A 15,465-nucleotide genomic window follows, 5' to 3' on the forward strand; every position below is an offset into this window, starting at 1 on the left:
CTATCAGGGTTAGGGACGCTTATTTCGGACGATACTCATTAATCACATAAATGTTTGTAACCGATTGATTATAAGCAACACTATAACAATAAAGCCCGTGTTTCTATCAGTTTAGCTTATATATCGAAAAGGTCGTGCGTAAGGGTTAAGTAAATTGAGTGCTAAAGGCATAAATCTCATGCAGAAATGATTATTAAGTCGCGATATTTCGTGACTTGGTTATACTGGTACCATGATTTGCAACAGATGTGGCGAAAATGGCTCATTCAGATACCGATTTAATCGTAACAGCTAACCATTTTTTACCTGAAAACACCTTATTGTTGAATGCCATGACTGAAGGCGTATACGGTTTTGACTTAGACGGAAATGCGGTATTTATTAACCCCGCCGCTGAGCAAATGACTGGCTGGAAAAATGAAGAGTTGATCGGCAAAAATATCCACGATTGTCATCATCACAGCCATGCTGATGGGACTCATTATCCACAGCACGATTGCCCCATTTATCGCACCTTGCATGACGCGATACCGCGGCAAGTTTCTGATGATGTTTTTTGGCGTAAAGACGGCAGCAGCTTTCCGGTGTATTACAGCTCAACGCCAGTTTATCATCAACACAAACTCGTGGGCGTTATCGCGATATTTCGTGACGTTAGTATGCAAAAACATACAGAACATTCCCTTAGGCAAGCGTTAGCGCAAGTGCAGGCATTGTCTGAACGCCTCGCATCAGAAAACCAATATTTACTGACTGAACTGCAAGGCCAGCAAGGTGCGCTTGGGTTGTCAGGCAACAGCCAACCGATTAAACAGTTAGTGCAACAGATTAACCTCGTGGCCAATACTGACAGTACCGTTTTGATTTGCGGTGAAAATGGCACAGGTAAAGAATTAGTTGCCCGTAGTTTACATCGCTTGAGTCATCGTAAAGATCAACCTATGGTGAGCGTTAACTGTGCGGCTTTTTCCAGTGCATTATTAGAAAGCGAGCTGTTTGGCCATGAAAAAGGCGCATTTACCGGTGCAACAGCAAGACGTAAAGGTCGGTTTGAGTTAGCGCATAATGGCACATTATTTTTAGATGAGATTGCTGAGCTGAGTTTGTCTGCCCAATCAAAGCTATTACGCGTTATTCAAGAGCACAGTTTTGAGCGGGTAGGCAGCAGCGACACCATTAGCGTAAACATCCGTTTAATTGCCGCGACTCACCATGATTTAGCCGCCCGAGTTGAGCAGGGTTTGTTTCGAATGGATTTATATTATCGCTTAAATGTATTTCCTATCACCGTACCGCCGCTACGAGATCGCCGTGAAGATATTCCACAATTGGTGAGCGATTTAGCTGCGTCATTGGGTAAAAAATTAGGCAAAAAAATCACTAAAGTCAGTACCAAAGGATTAAAAAACTTACAACAGTACAGCTGGCCCGGTAATGTACGAGAACTGCAAAACTTGATTGAGCGAGAAATTATTTTATCGCCTAATGGCCAATTGTCATTTAATACCTTACCCGCAGTTGTGGCGTCACCGCTAGCGACCAGCACTTTAACGATGGCCCAAGCAGAAGCGGCTCACATTGTTGCGGTGTTAAATGCTACCCATTGGCGTATTTCAGGGCCTCAAGGCGCTGCAGCCATGCTCGATATGCCTGCTAGCACATTACGTTCGCGCATGAAAAAACTCGCCATCACACGCTAAGTTATTCACTTATTATCCAGCAACGATTTACATCTATCTCACTCATTATCTCAATAACGCGTTCTTTAAGTTTTACAATGAGTCACGATATATCGCCATTTACGCGTTATATCGTGACTCATTGCGAGCGAGGTTTATTTAAAAACAATTTAAATCATATGGTTATGTTTAATTTGTAGTTGGCGCAGTCTTTGCTATAGCAAGGCAGTATCGTGTTATAGGAAACCAGTTATGCCCAACTCATCAAATCACACCGCGCCAGTGGCCGAGCCGAGTGCCAACATCCGCACGTCGCAACGTATTCCGGTGGTTCAAATTGCCACGCCGTCGACTAAAATTCATGTGCGTGAGCAAAAGGGAATATTTCAACGATTACGTCAGTACAGTAATACCCTATTAATCGCGGTATTTTTTCTGCTGCCATTTATTAATTACCAGGGGCGCCAAGCGATTCTGTTTGATGTTACTGAGCAACAATTCTTTTTCTTTAATCTCACCTTATGGCCACAAGACTTTACCGTATTAGCATGGTTTTTTATGGCAGCCGCCTTTGCGCTGTTTTTTGTGACCGTGTATTGGGGCCGAGTATGGTGCGGGTTTTTGTGTCCGCAAACCGCTTGGACATTTATTTACATGTGGGTTGAAGCAAAAGTTGAGGGTAACCATCATCACCGGGCAGCGTTAGACAAAGCGCCGTGGTCGTTAAGTAAATTGCGTAAACGTGTCACTAAGCATGCGCTGTGGATAGTGTTTGCGTTGCTTACGGGATGCGGATTTATCAGTTATTTTATGCCTGCGCGTGAACTGTATATTGATATATTTAGTGCAAGTAGTGGTTTTTGGACCGGTGTCTGGGTGTGGTTTTTTGCTATTTGTACTTATTTAAACGCCGGTTGGATGCGTGAAATGATGTGCTTGCATTGTTGTCCGTATTCACGTTTTCAGGCGGTGATGTTTGATGCAAATACCAAAACGGTAAGTTACGATGCTGCGCGTGGCGAGTCTAGAGGGCCGCGTAAACGCTCACAAAAAACAGATTTAGGTGACTGTGTTGACTGCAATTTATGCGTTGATGTTTGTCCAACAGGCATTGATATTCGTAACGGCTTACAATACGAATGCATTAACTGTGGGGCCTGTGTTGATGCGTGCAATCAAACCATGGACAAATTTGGTTATGCACCCAATTTAATCAGCTTTACCAGCGAAAACGTGTTGAAAGGCCAACCCAAAGCCAGTTTGTTTTCGTTAAAAGCTTTAGGGTATGCCAGTGCTTTACTGATTATGATTGGGTTAATTATTATCGATTTAAGTCAATTGAGCGATATTCAGCTTAATGTGATTCGCGACCGTCAAACCTTGTACCGTGAAGTGGGTATCGATACTGTCGAAAACAGTTATCAACTTAAAATTCGCAATAAAACCCAGCAAGCTGCGGTTTATAAGATTACGGTGCTCAGTGAAAAAGCGCCAACGTTTACCATAGTGACCGATACCGTGGTGCAGATAAAACCCGGTGAGCAATTAGATTACCCCATTACGGTTAGCGCTCGTCGCAATGAGCGAATCGATGATGCGAGTCAGCAAACACTGCAATTTAGTGTGAGCCAAGTTTACAGTGCGGTAAATCCAACACCAGTAGAGCCTGAAAATCACGTGGCGCAGCAATCACGCTTTTTTTGGCCGTAATCACCAAGTCATCAATGTACAACTAACACCATAACAAAAAGGCTTCTCACATTGATAAAATGGGAGAAGCCTTTTTTGTTTAATGGCCGAAGTTTTATTGTCACTATTTACAGTGTTGAATATCTATTGCTACCACAATGCATCACTTCGAGTATGTATTAACGCTGATGTAGTGCGTAATCGCTACCGTCTTTAGCAGTAAATACCTTGCAGTTGCCTTCAGTAGGCTGGCAGCTAGTGTGTAATAAGCTGATCCACTGCTTGTAAGGTGTTGGTAAGTTTTTAATTGGCATAGACACCTGAATATCTTCAATATTAGCGTCGTCACTAGCACCTAGTTTACCAAGGCGGTCAAAACAAATTTCAACATGGGTATCGTTGTTTTTTAATACCACAGAAGTCGGTTCATTTTTGTGACCCGTTAACGCCACAAATTGACATGGATTTTGTAAGCCACACTGGGTGCCATCTTTTAAGAAAGCCAGTAAGTGATTGTAGTAAACCACATAACTAGACACATCTTGATGTGAGCCATCGGCTAATGGGAATTGCGCATCCAAAAATTCTTTTGCATTTGTGCTGCGGTCATTTTGGTTAGTGGTCGCCACAAATTGCTCACCAATGAAGCGGTTAAGGTTTTGGGTGGCTGTAGAGCTTGCTTGAGTAGACATATTCATCGCCTTATTCCTCTTCGTATTGTTGTAGGTCACAGAACCATTTTAATTATTGTTTATCATTAAGCCTTGTTCGCAGCTTGATTTTTAGTCTATGCTATTTTTACAAACAATTTCACAATAAAAATTTTACAGTGTGAATTATACAAAATGAGAAATGAAAAAAGCTTAATGCGAAAGACCCATTTTTTGGGCACAAAGATAAGAAACTTGCGTAAACGCAACAACTTAACAATGGAAGACTTGTCGGCACGTTGTGTACGTGTTGACTCGAGCAATTCGCCATCTGTGTCATATTTGTCGATGATTGAACGCGGAAAACGGGTTCCTAGTGCAGATATGTTGGCGGTGATTGCGGTTGTTTTCCAAAAAGAAGTGGGTTGGTTTCTCGATGACGTGCCCGAAGATGAAGCTATTACGCCCGAAAAAGGCAACAAAGGTGGCATCAGTGGCATGCCTCTGGAGCCAAGTTTTTTATTTTCTAATGATATTCTGCAAATTGCCATTCCTGAAATGCTGTCGCAAACCGGCACCAGTGGTCGTCAATTTGCCCATTTGCTGATCCGCGCACATCAGGAGCATCATCAAAATCATTTTCCAGATTTAGAACGTGCCGCCGAAGAAGTGGGCTTAAAACGCATGCCGTTGGCCACCGAAGATATTATCGATATCGCCAAAGGTATGGGGTTAAAAATCAAGTGGATTGACCGGGCTCCGAAAGAAGTTATCAATGAAATGGGGTTGAGTTCTAAGCAATTAGTCACCTCGTTCTTTGAACCGCCAGGCACTATTTATATCAGTAACGTGTTGAAAAATAGACCCAGTAGATTGAGGTATGATTTGGCGGTGCACATCGGCCACTGCGTGTTGCACAATAAAGACGGCTTAAAGAGTGTAATGATGTCGGGCCGCCGTGATGACTTTGATGATGCACTTGTGCCTCAGTCAAATACCTTAAACGCGCAAGATATTTTGCACGCGTGGCGTGATTTTGAATCAAGCTTTTTTGCCGGCGCGTTACTGTGCCCTAAAGTGCCGTATCGACAGTTGCTTGATCGTCACGGCTATGAAATTAGCGTGCATAAACAATTGCAGGTTTCTGCCTCAGTGGCCATGCGCCGCATGACTGTGGTATCGCCTTACCCGCACTGGCATTACTTTGATGCTTATGCACCAGGTAAGCTTAAAGCGGTATATCGAGGCAATGGTATTCCACTGCCTTGGGGCAATATGCGCCTAGTGGAAGATCCGTGTCAGCACTGGGCTGTATTTAGAATGATCAGCGAACCGGTTGAAGGCACATCGGCGCAAATATCGATTTTAAATGTTGGCAATGAACCGCGAATTTACTGTTGTGAGTCGGTCAAGGTCGATGACTCAGCGGGTAACCCGCATGTGTTATGTGCCGGTATCGATTTAAATCCAGCAATTGAGGCGCAAGGCAAAGACGCGCAATCTATTGCCAACGATTTAAAACAAGCTTGCGCTGGTAACGGTGGCTCAATTGTTATTCCTAAACACATTAAAAAAGACCTCACCAGCGTGGCGAAAATCCTCAATATTAATTGGATTGAACGCGGGATTAAAAGTGAAGCGCGCTTAATTTGCTCTCGTGGCGCAGTATGTCCTCGCCAACCAAGCTGTTATGCCGCAGGGCGTAATTTGTGTGAAGATAATTAGCGGTTAACCAATATGCATAAGCCGTCTAGCGCAAAGGCGGCTTATGGCATGTTAATGACCTGTTGTGCCAAGTGTTGTTACGATTAACCGATAATGGCACAGAGTCTTTTTTCAAAGCGTTTATTGAGATAACGACTAAGCAGCATAAAATATTATCACCCAATACTTCATGAGTTGGACTGTGTTCCAAAATCGATGTTCCGTAACAAATCCCCCTAAAAGTCCTACCTACAATTGATTAGTTGATATCCGCCGATATTTTCATCAAACATTATTATTAGTTCCCATTTTGGAATTGATTCCATCGATATGATGAAGCGTCAATAATATAAAAAGGGGTGATAACCTATGAGCAATATAGATCTATTAGGGCGCCGTAAGTTTATTGCAGGTCTAGGTATTGCTGCTGGTGCAGCGATGGTAGCACCAGCAATGGCAGTGTCTGAAAAGGCTGACGGTGTTAAATGGGATAAAGAAGTCGAAATCGTTATTATTGGTTCTGGCTTTGCAGGTTTAGCAGCGGCAATTGAAGCGACTAAACATGGTGCAAAAGACGTCCATATATTTGAAAAGATGTCTTACTTTGGTGGTAACTCGGCGATTAACGGTGGCTTATTTGCAGCACCTGGTACGCCAATGCAAAAGAAAGAAGGTGTAGAAGATTCGGTAGACCGAATGGTTAATGACCAATTGGCTTCAGGCCGTGGTATTGCCGATGAAGCTTTGTTGCGCCACGTTGCATCGCATGCAGTTGAAGCGTTACAAATGACCTTAGATGCGGGTTCTGAATACCATCCTTACTTACAACAGCTAGGTGGTCACTCGGTTGCACGTACTTACCAAACGTCAGTAAGCTGTGGCGCAGGTATCACTCAACCATTGTACAAAGAGTGTAAACGTATTGGTGTAAACACTCACAATCGTTCAAAATTTGAAGGCTTTTTAGTCGGCGAAAAAGGTGAAGTTGTCGGCGTTAAAATGCGTCAAAATTATCATTTCGGTGAAGACCAGCCAGGTAAAGTCTTAAATATTCGCGCCAAAAAAGGTGTGATTATGGCGACTGGTGGTTTTGCGCAAAACGTTAATCTACGTATGGCGCAAGACCCAACCCTAACGGCAGATGTTGGTTGTACCAACGCCCCAGGTGCAACAGGCGAGGGCATGTTCGAAATGTTCCGTTTAGGTGCTATTCCTGTGCATTTAGCTCATATTCAATCAGGTCCTTGGGCTTCACCTGATGAAGGTGGCTTTGGTTATGTGTCTAACTATTCCATTTTCAACATGCCTCATTCAATTGCGGTTAGCCGTACCACCGGTAAGCGTTTTATGAATGAAATTGCCGACCGTAAAATCCGTGCTGATGCTGAATTAAGTAACCGTGATGAGAAAGGTAATCCTGTACCGCCGATTTTGATCTCCAGCTTTAAAGATTCTAAAGCCCATCCAAATACCGAAAAAGTCATTAAGTACAATGTCGGTTGGAAATTTGAATCTGTAGAAGAGTTGGCTAAACACTTCAACGTGCCACTCAAAGCGTTAAAAGAGCAGATCGCAGAATATAACGGCTATGTTAATAGCGGTGTAGATAAGCAATTTGGTAAAGATATGACCTTGGCTAAAAACAAGATTATTGAAGCACCATTTACGGTTGTGCGTTTATGGCCAAAAGTACATTACTGCCAGGGTGGCGTAAAAGTGAATACTAAAGCCGAAGTCACAGATAGCTTGACTGATCAGTCTATTCCAGGACTTTATGCCGCTGGCGAAGTGTGTGGTGGTATTCATGGCGTTAGCCGTTTAGGCAGTTGTTCTATCCCAGAATGTATGGTGATGGGTATGACAGCCGCTCGCAGCATCATGAAAGTTTAATTAGACCAGTGAACAAGAGGAATCATTAATGAAAAACTTTAATATTATACTTGGGCTGGTACTACTTGGATTAACCAGTTTATCAGTACAGTCAGCAGAGATCCGTGACTACCATAAAGAGGTTATCGGTAAAGACTGTAAAGCCTGTCATGACAATGGCATTAAGCAGTTTCCATCTGATCAAGCCTGTTTGCAGTGTCATGATGTTGATGAGTTAGCTAAGAAAACCGCCAGAAGTGAAGAAGACAAGTGGCAAAATCCACATAACAACCTTCACTATGGTAAAGATGTTCCTTGCCAAGAGTGTCATAGCGAACATAAAACCAAGCAGCCATTATGCAGTAGCTGTCATACGTTTAAGTTTGATAAGCATAAAGGGTAAGTTAATTTAATCTTTATTAGCATTTAAAGCCGCATATTAATATGCGGCTTTATTTTTAATGCTAATTTATATTTATTATTTTAACGGTAGTCTTTATCTTGCTAAATAACTAAATAACTAAATAACTAAATAACTAACTAGATTTAATTGATCTTAGAGGTATGTGAGTTACTTGTTATTAATATGTACTAAGTTGGTTTTTGGAATTAATTCCACGAGTAAAATCCATTTCAATTACTAATAATAAAATGAGGTGGATGGTATGAAGTATAATATATTACTAGTGGCGATGTTGTTGTCTAGTTCTAGTATGGCAAATGAGTTACCTGCATTTTTAGATGCTAACGATATTAATGATGCAGAGTTTACTTGTTTAGGCGCCGAGCAAACTTATTCTAAAACTGATCAACAATATGTCGATATTCTGTGGAATGAAACACTGCAATATTTACAGTCTTACGCTGTAGCATTAACCAATAGCGAAAATGGTCCATGCTTAAATTCAGATCAAGCGATGTATGATTCTACCGAAGGTGGTAAGAATATGTGCATCATGGATCGGCGCGACATGAAGCTTCTTGTTAAAAACATTTACCAGGTGATTAATAATCCAAACAAAGCGAAAAAGTGTTTTGGTGCTCGCGAAGATGTTGATTGGATTTACAGTCCAGGTGGAGAGCTAGCGCAAAAGTCCCCCGTTGCCAAATGGCTTAAACGCACCACATTCGATACCTTCTTTGACACCAAAGTCACCAATAAAGATGTCCGTAAACTCGGTAAAGAATTTACAAAAAACTTTACCAAAATGGTGACAGGTAACGAAATTAAAATGCCTTCAGCATTTCCAACCGACATCAGTGCCAATACTTTACCTAACTTATGGGCTGCAGCGGGTTGGTTCCCAATGTATGCCGAAGAAAGTAAACGTAATGACAAAAACTACAACAATATACGTGGTGGTTATGCTTACGCCGAAATCTTTGGCCATTGGGGATTACTGCGCATTGACGAAATTAATAATCAAAAAGTGGGTGCCGAAATTGGCATGACAGTTCAGTCGGTAGATACGCTTTACCCTTATCATAACCATGCAATATCTGAAATTTATTACAATATGCGAGTACCTGCATGTGCTAATGAATTTAAAAGCTTTGCTGTTCGTGAAGACTCACCATTACTCACCACCGTAAAGCAAGACGACACAATGCGACAAGTACAGTTTGATGCTGGTCAACATAATGGCCACACTATGTGGCTTTCTGGCAGTGCAGATATGGATCCACTGATGTATTTTCATCAAAACACCATTCACGCATTTGAGGTAGATGGTAGCTGTGAAGCAAAACCTGAAGAGCGTGCAATTGTATCCGTTTGGGCCAGAAGTAATGCCGACGACAAACGAAATGACTACGGTACAACATTACTGTGTGAGTCAGCTAAAAATCCTGGTACTCCTGCACATAAAGATGAAGTTATTCAATGTGATTTAACCAAAATGAAATGGTAACGATCGTTTATATACATTAATACTAACAATTAAATTGGAATATATATAATGAAATTATTTAAACTTTCTTTATTATCAACTTTGGTGTCACTGTGTTTTGTTGCAAACTATTCAGTCGCACAAGATACTGATGATGGCATAAATGTATCAGGCACATTAAGAGCTAATTATTCATATAAAGAATACAGTGAAAGCGCTAAAGATAAGTCGGGAGACTTAGCATTTGAAATGGCATCAATTAAATTTAACGGTAAATTAGATGATTGGGGTTTAGCATCTGAATATCGTTTTTATGATGGCTGGGAAACATTACGATATGGTTATGCTTTTTATGACTACTCGCCAGAATGGCAAATTCAATTTGGTATCAATCAGGTCCCTTTTGGTAATCCTGGGTTCATCTCAAATAGTTTTTGGTTTGGCGTACCGTATTATTTAGGTTTTGAAGACGATTACGATGCGGGTATTAAAACCGTTTATTCGAGTAATGGATGGGGGACTGAATTAGCGTTTTATAAAAATGCTGAATATGGTGCCAGTCGCAATGAACGTTATTCAACCGATTTGTATACTGGAACGGTTAACGGTACTGAATATTATAACGAAGAAACTAATCAATTAAATGCTCGTCAAACCTACACAATGGAATACGAAGGCGGAAAAACCGTACTCGGTGGCTCGATTGAAGTGGGGCAAATTTACAATAGCAACACTGGTAATAATGGCGATCGCTATGCAATCGCTCTGCATGTAGACAGTAGTTATAACGGTTGGAACTTACAGCTTCAGGCAATGCAGTATGAGTATGATGCAGCTGACTCTCTTGATGAGAACAAAATTGCCGTATCGGCTTACGCCTGGCAGTACGAGATTGCCTCAAAAGCTCAGGCCTACAGTGTCAACGTAGCAAAAACGTTTACCACTAGCTGGGGCAGTGTAAAAGTATATAACGACTTTGGACTTGTGACGCCAGACGTAGACAATGACGATTACGACAATAGCTATCAAAATGTCACCGGTGTGGCGTTATCGTCAGGGCCGACATATACCATGATAGATTTTATCACGGGCAAAAATATGTATGCTTCGACATTAGACAATGGTCATGTTGGTCTTCCTGAGATTGGTGACAGCTGGGATTATCGTATCAATGTTAACTTTGGGTACTATTTTTAAGCGTTAACTATTTGTCTTCCATTAAATGCCAATCATTTGATTGGCATTTTTATTGTAATTTCGAGGCCATTTTTACCGATATACTGCTTAATAATTCTGCTGATAACTCCCTCTGCTTTATTTCCACTCAGTAAATTGATCCACGTCTATATTCGTAAAATAGCAAAAGAGTAGTATCACAATCTCTAAAGCAGTGATCCCTGCTATACCGTCAAATACTCAGGAATTAACAAGTTCACACTATGATGATACTAGAAATAATAATTGTGCTCGGGGCCATTTACCTCGGTGCGAGAATGGGCAGCATAGGGATAGGTTTTGCTGGTGGCGTAGGCGTGTTAATTCTCACTGTGGGTTTAGGCTTAACGCCTGGCGCGATCCCTATCGACGTGATGTTGATTATTATGTCGGTCATTACTGCTATTGCTGCAATGCAAGAAGCGGGTGGAATGGATTATTTGGTGTCGATAGCTGAAAAATTACTGCGAAAACACCCAAAGCATATTACCTTTTTAGCGCCAATAGTGACCTATTTGATGACATTATTTGCTGGGACTGGCCATACGGCTTTTTCGACCTTACCGGTTATCGCTGAGGTGGCTAAAGAGCAGGGGATTCGTCCTTCCCGACCATTATCAATTGCCGTTGTTGCCTCACAAGTGGCCATTACGGCATCGCCTATTTCTGCTGCCGTGGTATTTTTCTCGGGGATTTTAGAGCCTTTTGGTGTGGATTATTTAGTGCTGTTAGCCGTGTGTATTCCCTCTACCTTCATTGCCTGTTTAGTGGGCGCCGCAGTCGCGTCGTTATTGGGTAAACCACTGCAAGAAGATGCTATTTATCAACAACGTTTAGCCGACGGATTAGTGAAGGTTCGTGGCGAAACTCAAGTCACATTATTACCTGGTGCTAAGCGGTCTGTGGCCATTTTTTTAGTGGCGATTGTTGCGGTGATGTCTTATGCCACCGCAATATCTGACAAAGTCGGTTTAATTACGCATCCGGTGCTGTCGCGCGATGTGGCGATTATGTTGTTTATGCTATCTGCTGCGGCTGCAATTACGTGGTTTTGCCGCTTAGATGCCAGCAAAATTTCTAATGCGTCGACGTTTAAGTCTGGCATGTCAGCGTGTATTTGTGTACTTGGAGTAGCATGGTTGGGTGATACTTTTGTATCTAATCATATTGATGAAATTAAAGACATTGCAGGCACTTTACTTCAAAACCAACCCTGGTTGTTGTCGGTAGCGTTATTTTTTGCCTCTATGTTGTTGTATTCACAAGGGGCGACAACAAAAGCATTAATGCCCGCAGCGCTGGCGATTGGCGTGAGTCCGTTAACGGCTATTGCATCGTTTGCTGCGGTGAGCGCCTTGTTTGTATTACCCACTTACCCAACATTATTAGCGGCAGTTGAAATGGACGACACGGGTTCAACGCGGATTGGTAAGGCGTTGTTTAACCACCCGTTTCTTATTCCTGGAGTCGTCACCATTGCCATGAGTGTGTTGCTGGCATTTTTGTTTGGTAGCATGATTTTATAGGCAATATTAAGGTGCTTTCTAGCAATCTCAAAGAGCGAATCATGGTGAGTATGTGATTGAACCCTATCGGTAAGCCAGATGACCTACCGTGAGTCATGACCTAGATAGCCGCGATAGGCTCGTCGAGTTGATAGCCTTTGTGTTCAACGTTGGCCTTAATTAAATCTATTAACTGTTTTGTCGCGTGGGTTTGAGTATTAGGATTGAGATAGATCGACTCATTAAACAGCGGCAGTGGTGGTAAGCCATGTTTTAGTGGGTCTAACACCTGCATTCTATCGTTAATTCTAAATTCGGCTACCGGTGCAATCACTAAATCATTCTCGACCGCCATGCACAATGCTTGTGGTGATGGGGTAGACAGTAGCACTCTAATAGGTCGCATAGATAATTGGTGATTAGCGAATACTTGTGCTCGAATAGGACAGTTTTCTGGGTATAAGCCAACGGGAATCGTTTTGTTTTTATGGGCATTACCGTTAGCCGCAGCAACCCATTTAAAACGGCGGGTAAATAATAGTTCGCCATTAACGGGTAATTGCCAATGCGTGGCAACAATCACGTCAAACTCACCTTGATGTAGCCGCTTGTATAAATTACCGCTGACATCGGTGTCGATGACTAATTCAATACAGGTGAATTCACGAATAAACTCTAATAAACAGCTGTTTAAATAGCACTTTATAAAGTCGGTTGGTACGCCAAGGCGGATAACTTCACGGTTGTTACACTCTTTTAATTCATCGAGTGCTTGTGAGTTTAGCTGGATCATTTTATAGGCATAGCTAAGTAAGGTGTCACCAGACTCGGTCAAGGTGACACCTTTGTTGTCTCTAATCAGCAATGTTTGGCCGACACTTTCTTCAAGCTTTTTAACTTGTAAGCTCAGTGTAGATTGGGTTCGGCAAATTTTATCTGCAGCTTTTGATAAGTTGCCACACTCAGCAACCGCGATAAAACTCTCTAATAATTCAATCTTTAACATAGGCCATTGAATAAGTTCATAGTGGTATCAGTATTACTCAATATTGAGTACCAACAAAGCTTGTTATGATGTAAATGTGAAGTGATAAAGATTTATATTGGAGCAGGATATGACGAGCTGGGAAAAGCGCGGAAACTACTTAATAGAGGTGTCACAACGTTGTTTAAAAGGTCACAAGACCTTTGATTTGTGCCGTTCACATTTAGTTGAGGCCAGCCAGATATCGAAAGGCACCATCTATAATCATTTTACCTCAGAAGCTGATCTCATTGTGGCGGTGGCCTGTGCCGATTATCGTCATTGGTTAGCGCAAGCAGAGCAAGACACTTTGCAATATAGTGACCCTTATTTACGCTATATATTCCATCATTGTCAGCGCTTGTATCACATCTTGTCTGAGCAATCGTTTGTTATCGCCAGAGTCATCCCTAATGAAGCCGTTATATCTCATGCCAGCGATTATTATCGTGAGCGTTTTGAACGTGTGAGCTCGCAATATAAGCAATGGAACGCGCAAACGTTAACTGAAATTGGTGAAATTGGCGGATTTAATCGTGGTGAGTTACTGTGCGATTATTTACGCGGCGCGATGATTAACAGTGATGATGCGCAAAAGCATCCTAACGACGCCGAAATGTACTATCAATTTAGTTTTGCCATGACCCAATTAATGGGCCACTCACAGAAACGCCCTCCCGGGATTAAAGTGTTTTTGCAATGGTTAGCGGACAAAGAAGCATAAAAAAACCATGAAAGCGCTCAGCTATCCATGGTTTTTATTATTGAGACTGTATTGATGTCGGAAGACTGTAATTAATATTTAACTACTAACTATCAAAAGCTTATCTCATGGTGACGAATTCTTCAGCGCCAGTAGGGTGAATTGCCACTACTGAGTCAAAGTCTGCTTTAGTTGCGCCCATTTTCATTGCCACACCAAAGCCCTGGAGTATTTCGTCCATACCAAAACCGATACCGTGAATACCGACAACCACTTCATTATCACCAGCACACACCAGCTTCATTTTACAAGCCTGGCGATGCGCAGTAACAGCGGAATACATTGAGGTAAAAGTAGAGGTGTAAACCTTGATATTGTCTTGGCCATACTGCTCAGCGGCTTCAGGCTCAGTTAGACCCATGGTACCGATAGGTGGATGACTAAATACTACGGTTGGAATTAAGCTGTAATCCATTTTGGCATCTGGCATGTTGCCAAATAAGCGCTCTGACAACAAGCGACCCGCTTTAACGGCAACTGGGGTTAATTCAACACCACCCGCCATAATGTCACCGACACAATAAATACCTTTAGCGGTGGTATTTTGTTGATCGTCAGTAATCACATAGCCTTTAGCATCTAACTTAACATCGGTATTTTCTAAGCCGATATTACCCGTTGACGGTGAACGGCCAATGGCCCAAATTAGGCAATCAATTGTTAAGCTTTCACCGTTTTCAAGCGCTAGGGTTAAGCTGCCATCAGCATTTTTATTAACCGACTTTGGCACGCTGTGAGTGTGCAATGTTGGGCCATCGGTGGCCATCGCGTCAACTAATGCGTCCATTAAAATAGGGTCAAAGTTACGCAGTGGCGCATGCTTACGTACCAATAAATGGGTTTCGCTGCCTAAGGCATGCAATACGCCAGCAACTTCAACAGCAATATAACCCGCGCCAACCACAGCAACGCGTTTTGGTTGCTCACGCAGGGCGAAGAAACCGTCAGAATCAATACCGTATTCTGCACCCGGGATGTCAGGAATAGTCGGTGCGCCGCCAGTGGCAACAGTAATATGGTCAGCCGTGTAGTGCTCGCCATTGACTTCAATGGTGTTGTTATTAACAAAGCGACCATAGCCATTTAATAAGGTCACTTTATTATTCGCAAAACCACGACCGTAAGAATCATGGATGCGGCTAATATAAGCTTCACGATTGTTAACCAGAGTGTTCCAATCAAATTTATTGACAGTGACATCAAAGCCATAGTCTTTAGCGTACAGATTTAAGGCTTCGGCGACATGTGCGCCATACCACATGACTTTTTTAGGAACACAACCCACGTTAACGCAAGTGCCGCCAACGTGTTTTGCTTCAATGATAAGAACTTTTGCGCCACGCATTGCTGCACGGTTTGCTGAGGCGATACCGCCACTGCCTGCGCCAAGCGCGATATAGTCAAAATGTTGAGCCATGATGATCTCCACTACGATTAATTGCCCCATTGTAGGGGGGATTGTGTTTGCAATCTAGTCG

12 protein-coding genes are annotated in these 15,465 nt (G+C 42.3%); 9 read left to right on the plus strand and 3 right to left on the minus strand.

The window, feature by feature from the left end; all coding sequences use genetic code 11:
* Positions 1–257: 257 nt before the first annotated feature.
* Both ACROAE_RS12850 and ccoG read left to right on the plus strand, forming a co-directional pair.
* Positions 258–1,700 carry a sigma-54 interaction domain-containing protein gene (locus ACROAE_RS12850; RefSeq protein ID WP_432402329.1) on the plus strand — a complete coding sequence of 481 codons (1,443 nt, stop codon included), beginning with the start codon at positions 258–260 and terminating at the stop codon, positions 1,698–1,700.
* A 231-nt stretch (positions 1,701–1,931) separates the two neighbouring features.
* Positions 1,932–3,389 (plus strand): cytochrome c oxidase accessory protein CcoG, encoded by a 1,458-nt coding sequence (gene ccoG / locus ACROAE_RS12855; protein WP_432402331.1) that lies wholly within the window; start codon positions 1,932–1,934, stop codon positions 3,387–3,389.
* Positions 3,390–3,547: 158 nt separating this feature from the next.
* Here the strand turns inward: ccoG and ACROAE_RS12860 are convergent, their stop codons facing one another.
* Positions 3,548–4,066 carry a malate synthase gene (locus ACROAE_RS12860; RefSeq protein ID WP_432402333.1) on the minus strand — a complete coding sequence of 173 codons (519 nt, stop codon included), beginning with the start codon at positions 4,064–4,066 and terminating at the stop codon, positions 3,548–3,550.
* A gap of 147 nt (positions 4,067–4,213) precedes the next feature.
* Here ACROAE_RS12860 and ACROAE_RS12865 point away from each other — a divergent pair, with 147 nt between their 5' ends.
* From ACROAE_RS12865 to ACROAE_RS12890, 6 genes are all read left to right on the plus strand, one after another.
* Complete coding sequence (locus ACROAE_RS12865; RefSeq protein ID WP_432402335.1) at positions 4,214–5,743, plus strand: DUF3612 domain-containing protein; 1,530 nt, start codon at positions 4,214–4,216, stop codon at positions 5,741–5,743.
* A gap of 348 nt (positions 5,744–6,091) precedes the next feature.
* Positions 6,092–7,612, plus strand: coding sequence for a flavocytochrome c (locus tag ACROAE_RS12870; RefSeq protein ID WP_432402337.1), 1,521 nt, complete (start codon positions 6,092–6,094; stop codon positions 7,610–7,612).
* 28 nt (positions 7,613–7,640) lie between these two features.
* Positions 7,641–7,994: a cytochrome c3 family protein gene (locus ACROAE_RS12875; RefSeq protein WP_432402339.1), complete on the plus strand. Its 354-nt coding sequence runs from the start codon at positions 7,641–7,643 to the stop codon at positions 7,992–7,994.
* A 262-nt stretch (positions 7,995–8,256) separates the two neighbouring features.
* Positions 8,257–9,501: a hypothetical protein gene (locus ACROAE_RS12880; RefSeq protein ID WP_432402341.1), complete on the plus strand. Its 1,245-nt coding sequence runs from the start codon at positions 8,257–8,259 to the stop codon at positions 9,499–9,501.
* A gap of 48 nt (positions 9,502–9,549) precedes the next feature.
* The gene (locus ACROAE_RS12885; RefSeq protein ID WP_432402343.1) at positions 9,550–10,677 is read left to right on the plus strand and encodes a hypothetical protein; all 1,128 of its coding nucleotides are present in this window, start codon (positions 9,550–9,552) and stop codon (positions 10,675–10,677) included.
* Between the two features lie 242 nt (positions 10,678–10,919).
* Complete coding sequence (locus ACROAE_RS12890) at positions 10,920–12,221, plus strand: anaerobic C4-dicarboxylate transporter (protein WP_432402345.1); 1,302 nt, start codon at positions 10,920–10,922, stop codon at positions 12,219–12,221.
* Between the two features lie 100 nt (positions 12,222–12,321).
* On the opposite strand, the gene ACROAE_RS12895 is transcribed toward ACROAE_RS12890, so the two are convergent.
* Entirely contained in the window at positions 12,322–13,206 is an 885-nt protein-coding gene (locus tag ACROAE_RS12895; protein ID WP_432402347.1) for a LysR family transcriptional regulator, read from the minus strand.
* 109 nt (positions 13,207–13,315) lie between these two features.
* Here ACROAE_RS12895 and ACROAE_RS12900 point away from each other — a divergent pair, with 109 nt between their 5' ends.
* On the plus strand, positions 13,316–13,948 hold the full coding sequence (locus ACROAE_RS12900; RefSeq protein WP_432402349.1) for a TetR/AcrR family transcriptional regulator: 633 nt from the start codon (positions 13,316–13,318) through the stop codon (positions 13,946–13,948).
* A gap of 100 nt (positions 13,949–14,048) precedes the next feature.
* On the opposite strand, the gene gorA is transcribed toward ACROAE_RS12900, so the two are convergent.
* On the minus strand, positions 14,049–15,404 hold the full coding sequence (gene gorA, locus ACROAE_RS12905; protein WP_432402351.1) for a glutathione-disulfide reductase: 1,356 nt from the start codon (positions 15,402–15,404) through the stop codon (positions 14,049–14,051).
* Between the last annotated feature and the right edge of the window lie 61 nt (positions 15,405–15,465).

The sequence above is a fragment of the Shewanella sp. MF05960 genome (genome assembly GCF_050849305.1).
Classification (GTDB): Bacteria; Pseudomonadota; Gammaproteobacteria; order Enterobacterales; family Shewanellaceae; genus Shewanella.